The sequence below is a fragment of the Kitasatospora gansuensis genome (assembly GCF_014203705.1).
Classification (GTDB): Bacteria; Actinomycetota; Actinomycetes; order Streptomycetales; family Streptomycetaceae; genus Kitasatospora; species Kitasatospora gansuensis.
On record NZ_JACHJR010000001.1, the window covers coordinates 2,833,390 to 2,854,579 of the forward strand.

The window sequence follows — 21,190 nt, forward strand, 5'->3', positions numbered from 1 at the left end:
TCCGCAAGGGATTGCAGTCCGATTCAGGCCAGCGCGTGCGCCGTCGACTCGCTGGACTCCGCCTCCCCCGGCTTCGGCTTGTGATCGATCATCAGGAAGGCGATCACCGCCGCCGCCAGCAGAATGCCCATCGCCACCACGGTCGCCACCACGTAGCCGTGCACCGCCCCGACCGACTGGACCGCCGGGCTGCCGGCGTCCCGGGTCACCAGGTAGCTGGCCGTGGCGCTGGCCGCGATGGTGTTCAGCAGCGCGGTACCGATCGAACCACCCACCTGCTGCGCGGTGTTGATGATGGCGGAGGCCGCGCCGGTCTCGTACGGCGGCACCCCGAGGGTGGCCAGGCTCATGGTCGGCATGAAGACCAGGCCCATGCCGAGGCCGAGCAGGATCTCACTGGGCAGCACCACGGTCGCGTAGGAGCTGTCCACCTTCATCTGGATCAGCCAGGCCATCCCGCCGGCCGCCAGCAGCAGGCCGGGAACCACCAGGTTGCGGGACGGCAGCCTGGTCATCAGCCGGGCCGCGATGCCGGTCGCGCTGAAGATGATCGCGGCCGTCATCGGCAGGAAGGCGATGCCCGCCATCACCGGTGAGTAGCCCTTGATCGCCTGCAGGTAGTAGGTGAGGAACAGGAACAGGCCGTACATCCCGATCATCGCCATGCCGACCGCGATCGCGGCGCCGCCCCGGTTCCGGTCGCCGACGATGTGCATCGGCAGCAGCGGGTGGGTGGTCCGGCGCTCGAACAGGGCGAAGGCCGCCAGCAGGGCCACCCCGAGCAGCAGACAGCCGATCACCAGCCAGTCGCCCCAGCCCCGGCCGGTCGCCTGCGAGGTGCCGTACACGATGGCGAGCAGGCCGCCGCAGCCGAGCAGCGCACCCGGCAGGTCCAGCCTGACCCGGTGGCCCTTCTCGATGTGGTCGCGCTTGAGCAGGTAGAACGCGCCGGTCGCGGCGCCGAGGGCGATCGGGATGTTGACGAACAGGCACCAGCGCCAGTTCAGGTACTCGGTGAGCAGCCCGCCGGAGATCAGCCCGATCGCGGCACCGCCGCCCGCGATGGCGCCGAAGATGCCGAAGGCGGTGGCCCGCTCCTTGGCGTCGGTGAAGGTGTTGGAGAGCAGCGACAGGGCCGAGGGGGCGAGCACCGCGCCGAACGCGCCCTGGAGCGCGCGGGCCGCGAACAGCATCCAGCCCTCGGTGGCGAACCCGCCGATCGCGGAGGCGACCGCGAAGCCGAGCAGGCCGACGGTGAAGGTGCGCTTGCGGCCGAACAGGTCGCCGATCCGGCCGCCGAGCAGCAGCAGGCCGCCGAAGGCCAGCAGGTAGGCGGTGATCACCCACTGCCGGTTGGCGTCCGAGATCCCCAGGTCCTTCTGGGCGGACGGGAGGGCGATGTTCACGATGGTGGCGTCCAGCACGATCATCAGCTGGGCGATGGCGATCACGGCCAGCGCCCACCAACGCCGTGGATCCACCGTCTGGTCTGCGGGAACAGCTTGCTGGGACACCGTTTTGCCGCCTTCCGAGAGATCTCCGGGAGAGCCGTTTGGGGCAACACTCTCTCCAGGAGATCCCTCGGAAGGGCGACAAGCAAGACGATTTAAGGGTTTATGTCCAGATTTGGACGAATCAGAGCGCGGCCAGCACCTCGACCAGGTCGTCCAGGCCCAGCGACCCCTGCGAGAGCGCCGCCATGTGCCACGCCTTCTGGTCGAACGCCTCGCCCCTGGCCTCGGCTGCCGCCCGGGCCGCCGCCCGGCCGCGCAGCCAGGCCCGCTCGCCGAGCTTGTAGCCGATCGCCTGGCCGGGCAGCCCGAGGTAGCGGATCAGCTCGCTGTCCAGGAAGTCGACCGAGAGCCCGCAGTACCGGCCGAAGAACTCCCGGGCGTCGTCCGGCCGCATCGCCTCGCCGGGCTTGTACGGGGAGTCGGCCGGGAACTCCAGGCCGACGTGCATGCCGATGTCCACGATCACCCGCAGCGCCCGCATCATCTGGGCGTTCAGGTAGCCGAGCCGGTGCCCGGGGTCGGTCAGGTAGCCCAGCTCGTCCATCAGGCGCTCGGCGTACAGCGCCCAGCCCTCCAGGTTGGCGCTGACCCCGCCGAGGGTGACCTGGTAGGTGGAGAGCTTGTCCGCCACGTACGTCCACTGCGCCAGCTGGAGGTGGTGGCCGGGGACGCCCTCGTGGTACCAGGTGGAGACCAGGTCCCAGACCGGGAAGCTGTCCCGGCCGAGCAGCGGCAGCCAGGTCCGGCCCGGGCGGGAGAAGTCCAGCGAGGGGGCGGTGTAGTAGGGGGCCGCGGCGCTGCCGCTCGGGGCGATCCTGGACTCCACCCGGAGCAGCGGCTCGGCCAGGTCGAAGTGCACGCCCTGCAGGTCGGCCATCGCGGTGTCCATCAGGCCCTGCAGATAGGTGCGGACGTTCTCCTCACCCTTGATCGCCGGGCCGTCGCTCTCCAGCCAGGCCATCGCCGCCATCGGCGTGCTGCCCGGGAGCACCTTCTCGGCCTCGGCCCGCATCTGCGCGTCCAGCTCGTGGAACTGCTCCCACGCCCACCCGTACGCCTCGTCCAGGTCCAGGTCGGAGCCGGTCCAGTAGCGCACCCAGCGGGCGTACCGCTCCCGGCCGGTGGTGTCGGGGCGGCCGGCGGCGGCCGCCCCGTAGACGTCCCGCAGCCAGTCCCGCAGCTCGGCGAAGGACTCGGCCGCCGTGACCGCGATCGCGGTCAGCTCGGCGCGCTGCTCCACCGGCGCGTCCTGGACGAACTCGCCGAACCAGCCCCCCGGCTGATCGCCCGTCAGCCACTCCTCGATCTGGCCGACCACGGTGACCACCTGGCGCGGGCCCGAGAGCAGGCCGCGCTCGACGCCCTCGGTGAGCAGCTCGCGGTACTGGGCCACCGCGACCGGCAGCCGGCCCATCCGGCGGCCGATCAGGGCCCAGTGCTCCGGCGTCTCGGTGGGCAGCATGGTGAAGACCTCGCGCACACCGTGCAGCGGCGAGCCGAGGTTGCGGACCGCCCGGAAGTTCTCGCCCGCGTCGTGCACGGCGAGTTCGGCGGTCAGCCGCTCGCGGAGCAGCCGGGCGCAGCGGCGCTCGGCGTCGTCCGTCACGCCCCCGGCGGCCTCCACCGCGTCCAGCTCCGCCAGGGTGCGGCGGGCCAGCTCGGCCACCGCCTCCTGGCCGGCCGGCGAGAGGTCGGGCAGGCGGTCGTCGTCCTCGGGACCGAGGCCCAGGTAGACCGCGGTCAGCGGGTCGAGCTCGGCCAGCGAGTGGACGTACGCGTCGGCGATACGGCGGGGGGTGGTGCCGTCGGCAGGGGAGTTGATCAGTGCTTCAACCATTCGGCCATCCTTCCGCAGGTGGCCGGGTTTGCAAGCCCCTTTGCCTAGGCTTGTGCCGATGTACCGTCAGCCGACGCGCTCAGCCGGCGCACTCAGCCGGCGCGCCGCCACGGCCTGCTCCGCCAGGCGGCCAGCGGGTCCCAGGTCGGACGCCCCCGGGCGAAGCGGTAGAAGCTCAGGCCGATCAGCACCGAGCAGAAGTGCCCGAGGTCGGTGAAGGTGTGCGAGGTGATCAGCGGCAGCAGGTAGAAGAACAGCAGCCCGCCGCCGTAGAGCCAGCGCCAGCGCCCGGCGAACCGGTAGGTCAGCACCCCCTCGACCCCGGCCAGCGCGTAGCTGACGCCGACGTCCACGGTGTTCGCCAGGTTCTCCGGCAGCCGCCCCGCGTCCACTCCCCAGGCGACGATGCCCTCGCTGACGAAGGTGGCCAGCACGTGGGCGGTGAGCGCGACCGTGAGCCAGCGCCAGGTGCCCAGCCAGCGTTCGACCGGGACGTGGAAGATGTTGAAGATCACGAAGTAGAACAGGAACGCCGACTGCTCGGTCCAGATCGCGCTGGCCAGCAGCGCGTGCACGGGGTGCTCCCGGAGCTGGTCGATGTTGGTGCTGCGCTTGGCCAGGAACCAGTCCAGGTTGGCCGGGTCGATCCTGGCCACCACGAAGCTGGTGAAGGCCAGCAACAGCAGCCAGCAGTACGTGCCCGGCGCCGCCCGTACGTAGTCCCGGACCGCGCGCCACGCCCTGACCGCCGGGCTCGGGCCGGCCGGCTCCTGCACGGTCTCCTGCATCTGCGCTCCCGGGTGCCTGCTGACATCTGGTCACATGATGGTCCGATATGTCCGTTTCAATGGGCGGACCCGCCGAGCACGGCGGCAATCGGCGACCGGACGGCTACCCTGGCCGCCATGGCAGTCAGCGCAACGACCTCGTCCGAACCGGCCGCCCGGCGCCCCGGCTACCGGCGGCTTCCGGTGCAACAGCGGCGCGAGCAGCTGATCGCCGTCGCCCTGGAGCTATTCGCCTCCCGCCCGCCGGAGGAGGTGAGCCTGGACGACGTGGCCGAGGCGGCCGGCGCCTCCCGCCCGCTGGTCTACCGCTACTTCGCCGGCAAGCAGCAGCTGTACGAGGCCGCCCTGCGCAGCGCCGCCGAGGAGCTCGCCGGCCGGTTCACCGTCCCGCCGGACGGCACCCCCACCGAACAGCTCTCGGCCGTCCTGGACCGCTACTTCGACTTCGTCTCCGAGCACCACACCGGCTACGGCGCACTGCTCCGCGGCGGCTCGGTGGTCGAGACCGCCCGGACCGGCGCGATCGTGGACGAGGTCCGGCGGGCCGCGCTCCGCCGGACGGTCCGTCACCTCGGCGTCCGGGAGGCCGCCGGGCCCCGACTGACGCTGCTGGTCCGGTCCTGGATCTCGGTGGTCGAGGCCTCCGCCCTCAGCTGGCTCGACGAGGGCCGGCAGATCCCGCCCGAGTCGCTGCGCGACTGGCTGCTCGACGAGTTCGTGGTGATGACCGCCGCCACCGCCCTGCACGACCCCCAGACGGCGGAGGTCCTCACCCGCCTGCTCCGGCAGGAGGGGCCCGACGGGCGGGCCGCCGCGCTGGCGGCGCGGCTCCAGGGACTGCTGACGCAGTAGCGGAAGCACCACCAGGGGCTCGGGGAACGGCGACGGTTCGTGGCTGGCGGGTATCACTGCGAAAGTGCCTGACCAGCTACGTACGGATCATCTTTTACGAGGTCGGCGTCGCCGTTCCCCGAGCCCCTGGTGACTGATGCCCGGAGGTGAGGTCAGGCCTTGCCGAGGACCTGCCGCTGGCGGCCGAGCCCCTCGACCTCGAGTTCGACCACGTCGTTGGGTCGCAGGAAGGGGGTGCCCGGGCGGCCGAGGGTGACGCCGGCGGGGGTGCCGGTGACGATCACGTCGCCCGGTTCGAGGACCATGAACTGGCTGAGGTAGCGGACCACTTCGTACACCGGGAAGATCATCTCCGCGGTGTGCCCGTCCTGCCGGAGTTCGCCGTTGACCCAGAGCCGGAGCTCCAGCCGCTGCGGGTCGCCCGCCTCGTCCGGGGTCACCAGCCAGGGCCCGAGCGGGGTGAAGGTCTCCGCGGACTTGCCCTTGTCCCACTGCCCGCCGCGCTCGAACTGGAACGCCCGCTCGGTCACGTCGTTGACCGTGGCGTACCCGGCGATCACCGCCACCGCCTCGGCCTCGCTCTCCAGGTAGCGGGCGGTCCGCCCGATCACGATGGCCAGCTCGACCTCGTAGTCGGTCTTCTCACCGCCGCGCGGGATCAGCACCTCGTCGTACGGGCCGACCACGGTGTTGCTCGGCTTCAGGAAGACCACCGGCTCGGCCGGGATCGCGGCGCCCGCCTCCTCGGCGTGGTCCCGGTAGTTGAGACCGATCCCGACCACCTTGCCCGGTCGCACCACCGGCGCGCCGATCCGCTCCCCGGCGATGTCGGTCACCGGGAGTTCACCGGCCGCCACCGCCCGGGCCAGCTCGGCCGGGTCGAGCCCGGCCAGGAAGGCCCCGTCGATGTCCGGGGTCCGGCCGGAGAGGTCGAAAGCGGTGCCGTCCTGACCCAGCACCACGGGGCGTTCGGCGCCCTGAGGGCCGACACGGAGGAGCTTCACTGCCCATCACCACCTGGTTCGTCGCATGCCATCGAGGAGGCCGCACACCTCTCCCGTCCTATGCATCCGAGGTATATCAACGGCTCGGGCCTGCCAACCAGGGGTTACCGCTCGGCCAGTTCCTATCAATTCATCCAAGTCACCGGAGGCCCGAATCAGCGTCCCGCACTGTTGACACCCCGGCTGTCAGCTGTTGTCGGGTCGGACTGATAGACAGATCGCCATGGCGATCAGCGAGCACATCGAGGAATTCCACGGTCTTCCCGTCTTCGACTTCCCGGGCGCGGAGGGCACCGAGCTGCCCGCGCCGGAGTCGGTGGCCTGGCGGGTGCAGGTCGAGTACGACGGCGGCAGCGACTTCGCCGCAGTCTGGGCGTCGTTCCTGGCGGCCGTGCCGGTCGAGCGGGTCCGGGCGCTGGTGATCGGGCCGTGGTGGGAGGACGAGTACGAGCTGGTCGAGCCCGTCATCGCCGCGCTGACCGGCAGTGCCGACCGGCTCGGCGGGCTGCGGGCGCTGTTCCTCGGTGAGGTCACCTTCGAGGAGTGCGAGATCTCCTGGCTCCAGCTCGCCGACGTGACCCCCTTGCTGGAGTCCTTCCCCGCGCTGGAGGAGCTGGTGGTGCGCGGTGCCTCCGCCGACTACGACGGCAAGGGCGGGCTCGCCCTGCGGGCCCTGCGCCACGAGAACCTGCGCGCACTGCGGTTCGAGGCCGGCGGCCTGCCGGTCGCGGTGGTCCGGGCCGTCGGCGAGTCCGACTTCCCGGCGCTGGAGAGCCTGGAGCTGTGGCTCGGCGTGGACGAGTACGGCGGCGACGCCGGGGTGGCCGACCTGGCGCCTGTACTGAGCGGCGAGCGGCTGCCCGCGCTGCGCCGGCTCGGCCTGGAGAACAGCGCGCTGCAGGACGAGCTGGCCGCCGCGGTGGCCGGATCAGCCGTGGTCAGGCAGCTGGAGAGCGTCAGCCTGGCCCTCGGCACCCTCACCGACACCGGGGCGGAGGCCCTGCTCGGCCTGACCCACCTGCGCCGACTCGACCTGCACCACCACTACCTCACCGAGGGGATGCAGCAGCGCCTGCGCGACACCCTGGGCGCGGCCGGGGTCGAGCTGGACCTCTCGGACCAGGAGAAGCCCGACGACGACTGGCGTTACGTGGCGAACGGCGAGTGATCGCCGTCGTCGGCCACCCGGGCCACCGCCGGGTCGAGCTGTTCGCGGCGGCGGTCCGGTCGTTCGGGCTGCCGTCGCCCGCCGTACTGCCCTGGGTGGACGTCCTGCGCGGCGAGGTCACCGTCCCGGCCGGTGCCCTGGTCCGGGTGGACTCCCCCGGCGAGGACCCGGCCGTGGACGCGATGCTGCGCGGGCCCGGCTGCCTGCCGACCCGGGTGGAGGGCTCGGCCGCCTGGTACGCCGGGCTGCTCGGCGGGCTGGCCACCCTGACGGCGGCGGCCGAACGGGCCCCCGGCGCCCGGCTGTTGGCCGATCCGGCGGAGACCGCGGTGCTGTTCGACAAACGCCGGACCCACGCCCGGCTGGCCGCCGCCGGTCTCCCCGTACCGCGGGCGCTCGGCCAACCGGTGGGCGACTGGGCGGAGTTGCGGGCACAGCTGGCCGGGGCCGGGCTCCGGCGGGTGTTCGTGAAGCCCGCCCACGCCTCCTCCGCCGCCGGGGTGCTGGCGCTGGAGTTCGGCCCGGGCGGCAGGCTCAGGGCGACCACGTCGGTCGAGCTGACCCCCACCGGCCTGCACAACTCGCTCCGGGTCCGCAGCTACACCACCGAGCCGGAGATCGCCGCCGTCGTGGACGCGCTGGCCCCCGACGGGCTGCACGTCGAGCAGTGGATACCGAAGGCGTCCCAGCGCGGCCGGTCGGCCGACCTGCGGGTGGTCGCGGTGCACGGCCGGGTCACCCACGCGGTGGTCCGGACCAGCGCCGGGCCGCTGACCAATCTTCACCTCGGAGGCGCCAGAGGCGAGTTGGCCCTGGTCAGGGCGGCGGCCGGCCCGCACTGGGCCGGGCTGCTGGAGCTGGGCGAGCGGGTCGCCGCCTGCTTCCCCGGCTCCCCGATGGTGGGCATCGACGTGCTGCCCGGTGCCAACTGGCGCCGCTGGTACGTGGGCGAGGTGAACGCCTTCGGCGACCTGCTCCCCAACCTCCCCGGCCTGCCCGAGGGCCCGGCCGCCGGCCTGGACACCTACGGCGCACAGGTCCAAGCCCTGCTCGGAACGGAACGATGACCGCGATCCCCGACATGCGTCAGATAGTCGGCAGCCACGACCTGCTGCTGGTCACCCTGGACACCCTCCGCTTCGACGTGGCCGAGGAGTTGGCGGCAGCCGGGCGGCTGCCCAACCTCGCCGCCGTCCTGCCGGGCGGCCGATGGGAGCGCCGGCACTCCCCCGGCAGCTTCACGTACGCCGCTCACCAGGCGATCCTGGCCGGGTTCCTGCCCACCCCGGCCACGCCGGACGGGCCGCACCCGAGGCTGTTCGCGGCCCGGTTCGGCGGCTCGGAGACCACCGAGGCGCGGACCTGGGTCTTCGACACCCCCGATCTGCCCTCCGCCCTGGCGGCGGCCGGGTACCGGACGGTCTGCGTCGGCGGGGTGGGGTTCTTCAACAAGCAGGGCCCGCTCGGCTCGGTGCTGCCCGGGATGTTCCAGCAGAGCTACTGGGAGCCGGAGTTCGGCGTCCCCTCGCCGACCTCCTTCGAGGCGCAGGTGGCCTGCGTCGAGCAGGTGACGGCCGAACAGCCGCCCGGGCAGCCGCTGTTCCTGCTGCTGAACGTCTCCGCGCTGCACCAGCCGAACTGGTTCCACCTGCCGGGCGCCACCCGGGCCGACGGGGACACCCGGGCCAGTCACGCCGCCGCGCTGGAGTACGTGGACGCGCACATCGGGCGGCTGTTCGCGGCGATGAGCCGCCGTCGGCCCTGCTTCGCGATCGTCTGCTCCGACCACGGCACCGCCTACGGCGAGGACGGCTACACCGGGCACCGGATCGGCCACGAGGTGGTCTGGACGGTCCCGTACGCGCACTTCACCCTGCCGACCGGCAGCCACCAGAGCCATCGGAGCCCCGCATGAGGCCCTATCAGTCCTACGTCTACGCCTACCCGCACAAGACCGCGTACCGGCCGCTGGCACCCCGGCCGCCGCTGCGCGAGCTCTGGGCGGGCGAGCCGCAGGACGCGCTCTCGCTCTATCTGCACATCCCGTTCTGCGAGGTGCGCTGCGGTTTCTGCAACCTGTTCACCCGGATCGGCAGCCCGGACGGGCTGACCACCGCCTACCTGGACGCGCTGGAGCGGCAGGCCGTCGCCGTCCGGGCGGCGCTGGACGAGGGGGCCAGGTTCGCGGTGGCGGCGTTCGGCGGTGGCACGCCGACCTATCTGACGGCGCGGGAGCTGGAGCGGCTCTGCGATCTGACGGAGCAGCGGATGGGGGTGGACCTGCGGGCCGTGCCGCTCTCGGTCGAGGCCTCCCCGGACACCGCCACCGCCGACCGGCTCGAGGTGCTGGCGGACCGGGGCACCACCCGGCTCAGCCTCGGGGTGCAGTCCTTCCTGGACGAGGAGGCCAAGTCGGCTGTCCGCCCGCAGAAGCGGGGGGCGGTGGAGGCGGCGCTCGGCCGGATCAGGGCGGCCGGGTTCCCGGTGCTGAACATCGACCTGATCTACGGCATCGACGGGCAGACCGGGGTCAGCTGGCTGCGCTCGCTCGACGCGGCGCTCGCCTGGCGGCCCGAGGAGCTCTACCTCTACCCGCTCTACGTCCGGCCGTTGACCGGGCTGGCCCGCCGGTCCACACCCCAGGACTGGGACGCCCAGCGGCTGGCGCTGTACCGCTCGGGTCGGGACCACCTGCTGGCGAACGGGTACCGGCAGGTGTCGATGCGGATGTTCCGCCGGGCCGACGCGACCGCCGAGGTGGCGGGCGAGTACAGCTGCCAGACCGACGGCATGGTCGGCCTGGGCTGCGGCGCCCGCTCGTACACCGCCGGGCTGCACTACTCCTTCGACTACGCGGTGAACGCCACCGAGGTGCGCGGCATCATCGACGACTACGTGGCCACCACCGACTTCGGGCATGCCGAGCGGGGCTGGCCGATGGACCGGGACGAGGCCCGCCGACGGCACCTGCTGCAGTCCCTGCTCCAGGCCGACGGGCTCGAACTCGCCGACTACCGGCGCCGGTTCGACTCCACTCCGGCCGAGGACTTCCCCGCCGAGCTGACCGGCTTCGCCGAGCGCGGCTGGCTGGCCGACGACCCCGGCAGGCTGGCGCTGTCGGCCGAGGGGCTGGCGTGGTCGGACGCGGTCGGCCCGGCACTGTTCTCCGCCGCCGTGCGGGACCGGATGGCCGGACACCAGGCCCGATGAGCACCTTCCTCGGCCTCCCCGGCGCCGGAGCCCCGGAGTTGACCGTCCTCTACCGGGGTCCGCTGGCCTCCTGCGACTACGACTGCCCGTACTGCCCGTTCGCCAAGCGCCGGGACAGCCCGGCCACCCTGCGGGAGGACCGCGCCGCGCTGGAGCGGTTCTGCGACTGGGTGGCCGAACAGCCCGCCGTCTCGGTGCTGTTCACGCCCTGGGGCGAGGGGCTGGTGCGGTCCTGGTACCGCCGGGCGATGGTGCGCCTCAGCCTGCTGCCGAACGTCCGCCGGGTGGCGATCCAGACCAACCTGAGCTGCCGCACCGGCTGGCTGGCCGAGGGCGACCCGGCGAGCCTGGCGCTCTGGGTGACCTACCACCCGGGCCAGGTCGCCCAGGACCGGCTGCTGACCAAGTGCCGGGAGCTGGACGCGCTCGGCGTCCGGTACAGCGTCGGCGTGGTCGGGCAGCCCGAACACCTGGCGGCGGCACGGGAGTTCCGCGCCGCGCTGCGCCCCGAGGTCTACCTCTGGATCAACGCCGCCGAGGGCCGCAGCTACACCGACGCCGAGGCCGCCGACTGGACGGCGCTGGACCCGCTGTTCGGCTGGAGCCGCGAGCCGCACCCGAGCGAGGGCCGCCGCTGCCGGACGGGCTCCTCGGTGATCTCGGTCTTCGGCGACGGCTCGGTCCAGCGCTGCCACTTCGTCCGGGCCCCGCTCGGCAACATCTACGACGGCTCCTACCGAGCCGGGCTGGCCGAGCGGCCCTGTCCGCTGCCGGTCTGCGACTGCCACATCGGGTACGTGCACCTGGAGACGCTGCCGCTGTACGAGGTCTTCACGGACGGCGTGCTGGAGCGCATCCCGTACGGACTGGACGGCATCAGCCGACCAGCAGCGCCAGCTGGCCGGTGACCGGGGCGGTCCTGGGCGGCAGCTGCGCGGTCAGCCGGGCCAGGTCACGGGCGGCGTCCTCGGCCTGCCGGCCGCCGAGGCCGGTGGCGAGCAGCTCACCGAGCAGGCCGACCGCCTCGGGCACCCGTCCGTCGGCGGCGAACCAGAGCGCCAGGTCGTGGCAGGTCCGCAGGGTGCGCGGGTCGTCGGGGCCGCACTCGCGGGCGAACTCGCCGATCAGCGACCAGAGTCGGCGGGCCGCCTCGGCGGGTGAGCCGGCCGCGCCGAGGGCCCAGGCGTTGTCGGCCAGGGCCCGGAGTTCGGCGGCCCGGCCGGGCCGGACCTCGGCCAGCCGACGGGCCACCTCGAGCCCGTCGGCGGGGCGGTCGGCCGGGTCCTTGGCGAGCAGGTCGAGGATCAGCCGCTCCAGCAGCAGCGGCAGCTCCGGGGCGAGCTGACGGGGTCTCGGGGGTTCGACGTCGACGTGCTGGCGCATCAGGCCGACCACCGTCCCGGCGTTGAACGGCCGCTGCCCGACGGCCAGTTCGTACAGCATGCAGCCGACCGCGTACAGGTCGACCCGGCCGTCCAGCGGCCCGTCCGCCCAGCGCTCGGGTGCCAGGTAGATCGGGCTGCCGATCACCGTCCCGATGGTGGTCAGGCCGCCCGGGCGGCCGTCCAGCCGGGCGATGCCGAAGTCCAGCACCTTGGCGCTGCCGGTGTCGGTGATCATGATGTTCTCGGGCTTGATGTCCCGGTGCACCACGTCGGCCCGGTGGGCGGCGGCCAGCGCCACGCAGACCTGGCCCATCCAGTCCAGCACCTGCGGCAGTCCGGGCCTGGCCTGCTTGACCACGGCCGCCAGCGAGCGGCCCTGCACCAGCTCCATCACCAGGTACGGGCTGCCGGTCGCGGTCTCGCCGATGTCGTGCAGGGTGACGATGTGCGGGTGGTTCAGCTTGGCCACCGCGCGCGCCTCGTGTCTGAACCGGGCGATGTCCCCGGCGCCGAGCTCGGCCGAGTCGGAGATCACCTTGACCGCGATCTCCCGGCCGAGCCGGGTGTCGACGGATCGCCAGACCACCCCGAAGCCACCCCGGCCGATCTCCGCGACCAACTCGTACTTGCCGTCCAGTATGTCCCCGGCCCGCATCCGCCCCGCTCCCCCCAAGTCGCCCCGTGTCGGTGAGAGTTCACCACACGGCGGCGACCTGGAGGGGAACGGCGGGCTACGCCTTGGGCTTCGGCAGGCCGGGCGGGTTCAGCTCGGAGGTCTGGACGGCCTCGTTCTCCAGCCCCCAGCGCTTGAGCACCTGACCGTACGTCCCGTTCTTGACGATCGTGTTGAGCGCCTCGTTCAGCGCCTTGACCAGGCCGTTGTCCTTCTTGGTGGTGGCCGCGATCTTGCCGAGCACCTCCGCGCCGGCGCCCGAGTAGGTGCCGATGATCTCGGTCTCGCCGGTCTGCGCGGCGTGGAAGGCGGCGGTCGGGTTGGGGCCGAGGTGGGCGTCGATCCGGCCCGAGCCGAGCGCCAGGTAGTAGTCCGAGGAGTTCTGGAAGTACTTGATGTCGACCGGCTTCAGACCGTTCTTCAGGTTCTCCTCGTTCCAGGCGATCAGCAGCTTCTCCTGGTTGGTGCCGGAGGCGACCGAGATGGTGTGCCCGGCCACGTCCTTGGGTCCGGCGACCTTCCAGCTGCCGCCCTTCTTCGCCTCGAAGCCGAGGATGTCCAGCCGGTAGGTGGCGAAGTCGTACTTCTCCTTGCGGGCCTCGGTCACGGTGATGTTGGAGAACCCCACGTCGTACTTGCCGGCGTCGAGACCGACGAAGATGTTCTCCCAGGAGACCGGGTTGAGCTCGACCTTGAGGCCGAGCACGTCGCCGACCAGGTAGGCGATGTCCGGCTCGGCGCCGATGATCGTCCTGTTGTCGTCGGCGTAGAAGTCCAGCGGCGGGACGGTGCCGAGCGAGTCGACCACCCGCAGCGTGCCGCGCTTGCGGACCTCCTCCGGGACCAGGGCGGCGAGCGCGTCCACCTTGGCGGTGGTCACCCGCTTCTGATCGGGCGTCAGGTTCACCTTGGTCCCGTCCGGCGCGGTGTTGCCCTTCCCCGCGCTCAGGTCGGCGGCGGCCTCCCCGCCGCAGGCGGTGAGCAGCAGGGTGGCGGTCAGACCGGCAGCGGCGGCGACCAGGGCACGACGGGGTAGGGACATGGCGTTGCTCCAGTGGTGAGGAGGGTCAGAGAACTTTGGAGAGGAAGGCGCGGGTGCGCTCGTGCCGCGGCGCGTCCAGCACGGCGTTCGGCGGCCCCTGTTCGACCACCACGCCGTCGTCCATGAAGACCACCGTGTCGGCCACCTCGCGGGCGAAGCCGATCTCGTGGGTGACCACGATCATCGTGGTGCCGGAGCGGGCCAGGTCCTTGATGACGTCCAGGACCTCGCCGACCAGCTCCGGGTCGAGCGCCGAGGTCGGCTCGTCGAACAGCAGCACCTTGGGCTCCAGCGCCAGCGCCCGGGCGATCGCCACCCGCTGCTGCTGGCCGCCGGAGAGCTGCCTCGGGTAGACCTCCGCCTTGTCCGCCAGGCCGACCCTGGCCAGCAGGTCCAGTGCCTGCGCCCTGGCCTGCGCCTTCGGGCGGCGCAGGGCGCTGATCGGCGCCTCGGTGACGTTCTCCAGCACGGTCAGGTGCGGGAACAGGTTGAAGTTCTGGAAGACGAAGCCGATGTGGGTGCGCTGGCGCAGCACCTCACGCTCCTTCAGCTCGTACAGCTTGCCGCCGGAGCGGCGGTAGCCGATCAGCTCGCCGTCGATCGAGACGTAGCCCCGGTCGAGCTTCTCCAGGTGGTTGATGGCCCGCAGCAGGGTGGACTTGCCGGAGCCGGACGGGCCGAGCACCACCGTCACCGAGCCGGCGGCGACTTGGAGGTCCACTCCGCGCAGCACCTCCAGCTTGCCGAAGCTCTTGTGCAGACCCCGGACGTCCACCATCGTCGTGCCGGTCAACTGGTGCCTCCTGTGGGCGCGGTGAGTCGGGTGTCCTGGATCTGCCGGACGAAGGCGCGGGCCCGCTGCAACGGGGTCGGCGGCGGGGTGCGCTGCGAGCCGCGGGCGAAGTACCGCTCCAGGTAGTACTGGCCGAACGAGAGCAGCGTGGTCAGCACCACGTACCAGACGGTGGCCACCATGAGCAGCGGCACCACCCGGCCGGTCCGGCCGTAGATCACTTGGACCTGGTAGAAGAGTTCGCCGATCGCCATCACGTAGACGATCGAGGAGCCCTTGAACAGCGAGATCACCTCGTTGCCCGCGTTCGGCAGGATCGAGCGCATCGCCTGCGGCAGCACGATCCGGCGGATCTGCCGCAGCCGGGGGATGCCGAGCGCGGCGGCGGCCTCCAGCTGACCGGCGTCCACCGAGATCACCCCGGCCCGGATGATCTCGGCGGCGTACGCGGCCTGGTGCAGCGCCAGCCCGATCACGGCGGCGCCGAGCGCGCCGAGCAGGTCCATGGTCTCGAAGCTCAGCACCGTCGGACCGAACGGGATGCCGATGCCGAAGCGCTTGTAGAGGTAGGACAGGTTGAACCAGAAGACCAGCTGGACGATCAGCGGGATCGACCGGAAGGCCCAGACGTAGACCCAGGCGATGGTCTGCAGGATCGGGCTCCTGGAGAGCCGCAGGAAGGCCACCACCGCACCGACCGCGAAGCCCAGCACCGTTCCGTACAGCGTGAGTTGGAGGGTGACCCCGACCGAGCGCAGGATGGTCTCGGTGGTCAGGAAGGCCCGGAAGGTGGCCCAGTCCCAGCCCGGGTTGGTGGCCAGCCCGTGCACGAACTGGGCGACCACCACGACCGCGGCCGCCCCGGCCAGCCAGCGCCAGGGGTGCCGGGCCGGGACCACCGGCAGCGTGGACGGGTCCGGCTCGGTGACTGTGGGTCTCTCGGTGGCGAGGGTAGTCATGGCGGACCTCACGGACGCTCGGGCGGGCTGATCTCGGAGGTGCTGATGGCGGACTGCTCGGTGCCCCACTTCTGCAGGATCTTCCGGTAAGTGCCGTCCTGGATCAGCTGGTTGACCGCCGCCTGGAACGCCGGGGCGAGCGGTGAGCCCTTCTTGAACGCGAAGCCCACGTCGAGCCGGCGGAACTCGCTCAGGAAGCGGGTGCCGGAGGCCGGCTGGGACTCCTGGTACCGCAGGCCGTTGATGGTGGACATCACCAGGTCGACCTTGCCCTGCTGAAGGCTGGTCAGGGTGGCACCGGTGTCGGAGAAGGCCCGCACCTCGTACGCCTTCTTCCCGGCGTCGGTGCAGACGTTCTTCTTGGAGTTCAGGGTGGTCTCGAAGGTGGTGCCGACGCCGGTGCCGATGGTCAGGCCGCAGAGCTGGCCGATCTCCTTGACCGGCTGCTGGGCGGTGTTGTCCTTCTTCACCGAGAAGCCCTGGCCGTCGTTGATGTAGGTGACGAAGTCGATGGTCTTCAACCGGGCCGTGGTGACGCCGAAGTTGCCGGTGCCGAGGTCGTACTTCCCACTGCCCAGCGCGGGCAGGATGGTCTCGAAGGCGGCCTCCTCGCGCTCGATGGTGAGGCCGAGCACCTTGGCCACCGCGTCGGTGAAGTCCACGTCGATCCCGGCCGCCTTCTTCACCGCCGGGTCCGGGTAGAACGCGGACGGCGGGGTGCCGGAGGAGCCGCCGAGCTTGAGCTTGCCGGCCTTCCGGGTCTCCTCGGGCAGCAGCGCGGCCGCCTTCTCCGACTTCGGCACGGTCGAGACCACGTCCTGGGCCGCCGCCGCGAGCGCGGAACTCCCGGCGGGGGCAGGAGACTTGCCGACGCCGGAGCCGCATGCGGCGAGCAGCAGCAGGGCAGCGGCGGCGGTCAGCGTTGCGGGTGCGCGTCTCACGGGGTCGGGGCCTTTCGGGGGAGCTGACGGAGCGGGAGGTGCTTCTCGAACGGAAGGGGCGCGAAGACCGTCGGGTCACGGTCCAGGTCGAACAGCGGGGTGTAGCCGGTCGCCAGGTAGAGGCCCTTCGCCTCGGGCTGGCGCGGTCCGGTGGTGAGGAAGATCCGCCGGTAGCCGGCCGCCTCGGCGGCGAGCTCCAGCTCGGCCAGCACCCGGCGGGCCAGGCCGCGCCGACGGTGGGCCGAGTGCGTCCACATCCGCTTGAGCTCGGCGGTCCGCTCGTCGTAGCGGCGGTACGCACCGCCCGCCACCGGTTCGCCGTCCGCCAGCAGGAGCAGCAGCACCCCGTCGGGAGCCTCGAACTCGCTGTCCGGGAACCGGCTCATCTCCTGGTGGCCGCCCGGGCCGTAGCGGGTGACGTACTCGTGCGTGAGCTCCCGGACCAGCGGCCCGGTGAGCGGGTCGGCCAGGGTGACCCGGCGGACCTCCAGCAGCGCGCTCATGCCTGGAGCGCGATGAGCTGGTGCCGGTCCCGCTCCCGGGCGGCGGCCTTGGCGGCGTCCCGCTTGGCGACCTCCTCGCGGACGATCGGGATCACGTAGCGCCCGAAGTCGATGGCGTCGTCCAGCAGGTGGTAGCCCCGGGCGGAGAGGATGTCCACGCCGAGGTCGTAGTAGTCCAGCAGTGCCTGGGCCACCGTCTCCGGCGTCCCGACCAGCGCGTTGGAGTTTCCCGCGCCGCCGGTCGCGGCGGCGGTCGGGGTCCACAGCGCGCGGTCGTAGCGCTCACCGGCGGCGGCGATCTCCAGCAGCCGCTGCGAGCCGGTGTTCTGCGGCGCCCAGCCGCCGTCCGCGCCCTTCGCCCGGGGCAGCAGCTCGCCGCCCCCGATCCGGGCCTTGATCAGGTCGACGGTGCGGTGCGCCTTCTCCCAGGCCAGCTCCTCGGTCGGCGCGATGATCGGCCGGAACGCCACCTGGATCCGCGGGGTGTCGGTCCGCCCGGCGTCCTTGGCCGCCTGCCGGACCCGCTCGATCTGCTCGGCGGTCCTGGCCAGCGGCTCGCCCCAGAGGCAGTAGATGTCCGCCTCGGCCCCGCCGGCCGCGTAGGCGGCGTCCGAGGAGCCGCCGAACGAGACGTCGGGGCGCGGCTGCTGGACCGGGAAGACGTCCGAGACGAAGTCCTGGAAGCGGTAGTACTCGCCCTCGTGGTCGAACCGCTCCCGCGTCGTCCAGATCTTCTTCACCAGCGCGATGTACTCCCGGGTACGGGCGTAGCGCTGGTCCTTGGTCAGGAAGTCGCCCTCCCGGCCCTGCTCCTGGTCGCTGCCGCCGGTGATGAAGTGCACGGTCAGCCGGCCGTCGCTGATCTGGTCCAGGGTGGCGAAGGTCTTGGCGGCGAAGGTCGGGTAGGACACGTTCGGCCGGTGCGCCAGCAGGATCTGCAGCGTGTCGAGCTTGCTCGCGAGGAAGGCGGCGGCGGGGGCCGGGTCGGGCGAGCCGGAGCCGTACGCGAACAGCACCCGGTCCCAGCCGTGTTCCTCGTGGGCGCGGGCCAGCCGCAGGGTGTAGTCGCGGTCGAAGGCGGCGGTGGTCCGGGGGCTGGTCTCCGAGCCGTCACCGGTGGCGGCGATACCGAGGAACTCGACGGGCATGGCGAAGGTCCTTCTCTCGTGCGGATGTGCAGGGGGTGGCGGCACCCGGGCACGCCGGGGTACGGCGGCGGGGCGCAGGGGTGAAGGGTGTGCGCGAGGGGCGCTGGGCGCGTGACGGCGCGAAGGGGGAGGAACAGCAGGACGGGGGCCGGTCGAACGGCCGCGACTACCGGGTCAGGCGCAACACGCCGCCGACCACACCCGACCGAAGTCGATGTGGCCGCGCGTCACCAGGCGCTGCTGCTCGGGGTCCATGGAGGAAGTTGAACAGTGGATCAGACGGGACGTCAACCTTCCCGGGATTCCTTCATGTTCTGTTATCAGTAGGAACGGACCGCCCTTGACAGGCCCTGTTCGTCCACGCCTACGATCGGGGGCCGGGTGCGTTGAGGGGCGCCGCCCGGCGTGACGGCCCAGCCATGTCTGGAGCCCGGCCGATGGCCACTGCCCTGTCCGCCCCCGTACTCCCCCAGGCCGACGAAGCACCGATCGTGGCCCGCCGCCGGCCCGGCCGGGTGGTCGCCTCGGTGCTCGCCCTGCTGGTCCTGGCGCTGGTGTTCAACTCCGTCCTGCGCAACCGGGCCTTCGAGTGGGACGTGGTCGCCCAGTACTTCACCACCACCGCGATCGTGCAGGGCCTGCTGCTCACGCTCTGGCTGACCGCCGCCGTGATGGTGCTCGGCTTCGCGCTCGGCACGGCCTTCGCGGTGTGCCGGCTCTCCGACAACCCGGTGCTGCGGAGCATCAGTTGGGGTTTCGTCTGGATCTTCCGGTCCACCCCGCTGCTGGTCCAGCTGCTGTTCTGGTTCAACATCGGCGCGCTCTACCCGACCCTCGGTCTGGGCCTCCCGTTCGGCCCGGAGTTCCTCACCGTCAAGACGGTCGACCTGTTCGGGCCGACCCTGACCGCCGTGATCGGCCTCACCCTGCACGAGGCCGCGTACGCCGCCGAGGTGGTGCGCGGCGGCATCCTCTCGGTGGACCACGGCCAGCTGGAGGCGGCCCAGTCGCTCGGCCTCGGCCGGGCCAGGGTGCTGCGCCGGATCGTGGTCCCGCAGGCGATGCGCTCGATCGTGCCGACCGCCGGGAACATGCTGATCGGCACCCTCAAGGGCACCAGCATCGTCAGCGTGCTGGCCGTCCAGGACCTGCTCTACTCGGCCCAGTTGATCTACAACCAGACCTACCAGGTGATCCCGCTGCTGCTGGTCGCCACCGTCTGGTACATCGCGGTGACCAGCGTGCTCTCGGTCGGCCAGTACTACCTGGAGCGGCACTACGCCCGCGGCACCACCCGGGGCGATCTGCCGCCCACCCCGCTGCAGCGCGCCCGGGCCTTCTTCTCCCGGACGGAGGTGGCGAGTTGAGCACCCTGGCGATCATCGGAGCGGGGCCGCGCGGCACCGGACTGCTGGAGCGGATCGCCGCCAACGCGGCCGAACTGCTTCCCCCCGACCGACCCTTGGAGATCCACCTGGTCGACCCGTACCCGCCCGGCGCCGGCCGGATCTGGCGGCACGACCAGTCACCCCTGCTGCGGATGAACTCGATGGCGGAGGACGTGACGATGTTCACCGACGCCTCCAGCACCATCGAGGGCCCGGTCCGCCCCGGCCCCTCACTCGCCGAATGGGCCGCCCGGGCCGAGGAGTTCGCCCCGTACCAGCCGGTCGCCGATCCCGCCGTCCGGGCCGAGCTGCGCTCGCTGGCGCCGACCGACTTCCCCACCCGCCGGGCCCAGAGCGCCTACCTGGACTGGGTGTTCCGCCGAGCGGTGGCCGAGCTGCCGCCGCACGTCACGGTCACCGTGCACCGGGACACCGCCCAGTCGGTCGGCGGCCCGCCGGACGGGGCGCAGCTGGTCCAGCTCTCCGACGGCGTGCTGATCGCCGATCAGGTGGTGCTGACCCTCGGTCACCTCGGCTCCTCCCCCGACCCCGGGCAGCGCGAACTGGCCGGCTTCGCCGCCCGGCACGGCCGGTTCCACCTACCGCCCGCCTTCTCCTCGGACGCCGATCTCTCCGGCGTCGCCCCGGGGGAACACCTGATCCTGCGCGGCTTCGGGCTGGCCTTCGTCGACCTGCTCGCGATGCTCACCGAGGGGCGGGGCGGCCGGTTCGTCCCGGCACCGGACGGGCTCGCCTACCTGCCGTCCGGCCGCGAACCGGTGATCCACGTCGGCTCCCGCCGGGGCGTGCCGTACCACTCGAAGACCGGCTACCGCCTCCAGGGGCCGCCCGCCCCACTGCCCCGGTACTTCGACGCCGCCGCCGTCGACCGGGTGCTGGCCCGCCCCGGGCCGCTCGAACTGCGCCGGGACTTCTGGCCGTTGATGGCCAAGGAGATCGGCTTCGGGCATTACCACGAACTGTTCCACGCGCACCGCGAGCGGGTCCGACTGCCCTGGACGGACTTCCTGGACCGGTACGACCGGCTGGACTGGTACGCACCAGAGCTGACCGCCCTGGTGGAGCAGGCCGTCCCCGACCCGGCCGACCGGCTCGACTTCGAAGCGCTCGACCACCCGCTGACCGGCCTCCGGCTCACCCCCGACGGTCTCCAGCAGCACCTGCGCGACCACATCAGGACCGACGCCGACCGCCGCGCCGACCCGGCGCACAGCGCCGACCTGGGCGCCTTCCTCGCCCTGCTCTCGCTCTTCGGCCAGCTCCCCCGGATCATGGCCGCCGACCGGCTCACCGCCCGCTCGGCCGCCACCGAACTCGACGGCTGGTGGTCCGGGTTCTTCAACTTCCTCGCCTCAGGCCCGCCCGGCTTCCGGCTCCGCCAGCTGCTCGCCCTCTCCGAGGCGGGGATCGTGCGGTTCCTCGGCGCCGACCTGCGGGTCGCCCCGGACGAGCGCACCGGCACCTTCGTCGCCACCAGCCCCACCACCCCCGGCCACCCGGTGCACGCCACCGCCCTGATCGAGGGCTACCTCCCCAAACACGTGCTCTCCCGGACCGAGAACCCCGTCCTGCGCACCCTCGCCCTCGGCGGCGAGCTCCTGGAGGAGGCCGGCCTGCTGACGGTCTCGCTGCCCGACGGCCGACTGCTCGACCCGACCCTGGACAACACCCCACACCCCCGCCGCACCGCCCTCGGCCCGCACACCAACGGCCGCGCCTACACCGCCTTCGCCCGGCCCCGCACCAACGCACCGGGCTTCCGCCAGAACGACGCAGCGGCCCGCAGCCTGCTCACCGAGCTCGCGCTCACCACAGGGGCTCGGGGAACTGCGACGCCGACCTCGGAAAAGGTGATCCGTACGTAGCTGGTCAGGCACTTTCGTATGTGACCCCGGCGCCAGATCTCCTCGCAGTTCCCCGAGCCCCTGGACCGTAGACAGTCGACCCCCTGCGTAAGGTGAAGC

At 72.1% G+C, this 21,190-nt stretch carries 19 protein-coding genes; 8 read left to right on the forward strand and 11 right to left on the reverse strand.

Annotated features, from left to right (window positions below):
* Nucleotides 1-23 precede the first annotated feature (23 nt).
* The 3 genes from F4556_RS12435 to F4556_RS12445 form a co-directional block, all read right to left on the reverse strand.
* A complete protein-coding gene (locus F4556_RS12435) occupies nt 24-1,514 on the reverse strand; it encodes an MFS transporter (protein WP_313068280.1) in 1,491 nt (496 codons plus the stop codon).
* Nucleotides 1,515-1,635: 121 nt separating this feature from the next.
* Complete coding sequence (locus F4556_RS12440; RefSeq protein WP_184914315.1) at nt 1,636-3,351, reverse strand: DUF885 domain-containing protein; 1,716 nt, start codon at nt 3,349-3,351, stop codon at nt 1,636-1,638.
* Nucleotides 3,352-3,443: 92 nt separating this feature from the next.
* A complete protein-coding gene (locus tag F4556_RS12445) occupies nt 3,444-4,139 on the reverse strand; it encodes a rhomboid-like protein (protein ID WP_184914317.1) in 696 nt (231 codons plus the stop codon).
* A 117-nt stretch (nt 4,140-4,256) separates the two neighbouring features.
* On the opposite strand from F4556_RS12445, the gene F4556_RS12450 reads away from it, so the two are divergent.
* Complete coding sequence (locus F4556_RS12450) at nt 4,257-4,991, forward strand: TetR/AcrR family transcriptional regulator (protein WP_184914319.1); 735 nt, start codon at nt 4,257-4,259, stop codon at nt 4,989-4,991.
* Nucleotides 4,992-5,143: 152 nt separating this feature from the next.
* On the opposite strand, the gene F4556_RS12455 is transcribed toward F4556_RS12450, so the two are convergent.
* Nucleotides 5,144-5,995: a fumarylacetoacetate hydrolase family protein gene (locus tag F4556_RS12455; RefSeq protein ID WP_184914321.1), complete on the reverse strand. Its 852-nt coding sequence runs from the start codon at nt 5,993-5,995 to the stop codon at nt 5,144-5,146.
* Nucleotides 5,996-6,218: 223 nt separating this feature from the next.
* On the opposite strand from F4556_RS12455, the gene F4556_RS38130 reads away from it, so the two are divergent.
* Genes F4556_RS38130 through F4556_RS12475 form a run of 5 tightly spaced genes read left to right on the forward strand, consistent with a single transcriptional unit; the run spans nt 6,219 to nt 11,281 of the window.
* Complete coding sequence (locus F4556_RS38130; protein ID WP_246511005.1) at nt 6,219-7,163, forward strand: STM4015 family protein; 945 nt, start codon at nt 6,219-6,221, stop codon at nt 7,161-7,163.
* Entirely contained in the window at nt 7,160-8,230 is a 1,071-nt protein-coding gene (locus tag F4556_RS12460; RefSeq protein ID WP_313068281.1) for an STM4014 family protein, read from the forward strand. The genes F4556_RS38130 and F4556_RS12460 overlap by 4 nt, the downstream gene beginning before the upstream one ends.
* Before the next feature lie 14 nt (nt 8,231-8,244).
* A complete protein-coding gene (locus F4556_RS12465; protein ID WP_184924536.1) occupies nt 8,245-9,078 on the forward strand; it encodes an STM4013/SEN3800 family hydrolase in 834 nt (277 codons plus the stop codon).
* Nucleotides 9,075-10,373: an STM4012 family radical SAM protein gene (locus F4556_RS12470; protein WP_184914323.1), complete on the forward strand. Its 1,299-nt coding sequence runs from the start codon at nt 9,075-9,077 to the stop codon at nt 10,371-10,373. Before F4556_RS12465 ends, F4556_RS12470 begins: the two co-directional genes overlap by 4 nt.
* Nucleotides 10,370-11,281 carry an STM4011 family radical SAM protein gene (locus tag F4556_RS12475; protein WP_184914325.1) on the forward strand — a complete coding sequence of 304 codons (912 nt, stop codon included), beginning with the start codon at nt 10,370-10,372 and terminating at the stop codon, nt 11,279-11,281. Before F4556_RS12470 ends, F4556_RS12475 begins: the two co-directional genes overlap by 4 nt.
* Here the strand turns inward: F4556_RS12475 and F4556_RS12480 are convergent.
* The 7 genes from F4556_RS12480 to F4556_RS12510 form a co-directional block, all read right to left on the reverse strand.
* Nucleotides 11,250-12,413: a serine/threonine-protein kinase gene (locus F4556_RS12480; RefSeq protein WP_184914327.1), complete on the reverse strand. Its 1,164-nt coding sequence runs from the start codon at nt 12,411-12,413 to the stop codon at nt 11,250-11,252. The genes F4556_RS12475 and F4556_RS12480 overlap by 32 nt on opposite strands.
* Nucleotides 12,414-12,489: 76 nt before the next feature.
* Entirely contained in the window at nt 12,490-13,473 is a 984-nt protein-coding gene (locus tag F4556_RS12485) for an ABC transporter substrate-binding protein (RefSeq protein ID WP_184914329.1), read from the reverse strand.
* A 25-nt stretch (nt 13,474-13,498) separates the two neighbouring features.
* The gene (locus F4556_RS12490) at nt 13,499-14,251 is read right to left on the reverse strand and encodes an amino acid ABC transporter ATP-binding protein (protein ID WP_184924538.1); all 753 of its coding nucleotides are present in this window, start codon (nt 14,249-14,251) and stop codon (nt 13,499-13,501) included.
* 11 nt (nt 14,252-14,262) lie between these two features.
* Nucleotides 14,263-15,225 (reverse strand): amino acid ABC transporter permease, encoded by a 963-nt coding sequence (locus F4556_RS12495; protein WP_184914330.1) that lies wholly within the window; start codon nt 15,223-15,225, stop codon nt 14,263-14,265.
* An 8-nt stretch (nt 15,226-15,233) separates the two neighbouring features.
* Complete coding sequence (locus F4556_RS12500; RefSeq protein ID WP_184914332.1) at nt 15,234-16,166, reverse strand: ABC transporter substrate-binding protein; 933 nt, start codon at nt 16,164-16,166, stop codon at nt 15,234-15,236.
* Nucleotides 16,163-16,669: a GNAT family N-acetyltransferase gene (locus F4556_RS12505; protein WP_184914334.1), complete on the reverse strand. Its 507-nt coding sequence runs from the start codon at nt 16,667-16,669 to the stop codon at nt 16,163-16,165. Before F4556_RS12505 ends, F4556_RS12500 begins: the two co-directional genes overlap by 4 nt.
* Nucleotides 16,666-17,817, reverse strand: a complete 1,152-nt coding sequence (locus tag F4556_RS12510; RefSeq protein ID WP_184914337.1) for an LLM class flavin-dependent oxidoreductase — start codon at nt 17,815-17,817, stop codon at nt 16,666-16,668. The genes F4556_RS12505 and F4556_RS12510 overlap by 4 nt, the downstream gene beginning before the upstream one ends.
* A 437-nt stretch (nt 17,818-18,254) precedes the next feature.
* On the opposite strand from F4556_RS12510, the gene F4556_RS12515 reads away from it, so the two are divergent.
* Both F4556_RS12515 and F4556_RS12520 read left to right on the forward strand, forming a co-directional pair.
* Nucleotides 18,255-19,184, forward strand: a complete 930-nt coding sequence (locus tag F4556_RS12515; RefSeq protein ID WP_246511006.1) for an amino acid ABC transporter permease — start codon at nt 18,255-18,257, stop codon at nt 19,182-19,184.
* The gene (locus F4556_RS12520) at nt 19,181-21,091 is read left to right on the forward strand and encodes an FAD/NAD(P)-binding protein (RefSeq protein WP_184914341.1); all 1,911 of its coding nucleotides are present in this window, start codon (nt 19,181-19,183) and stop codon (nt 21,089-21,091) included. The genes F4556_RS12515 and F4556_RS12520 overlap by 4 nt, the downstream gene beginning before the upstream one ends.
* Nucleotides 21,092-21,190 lie beyond the last annotated feature (99 nt).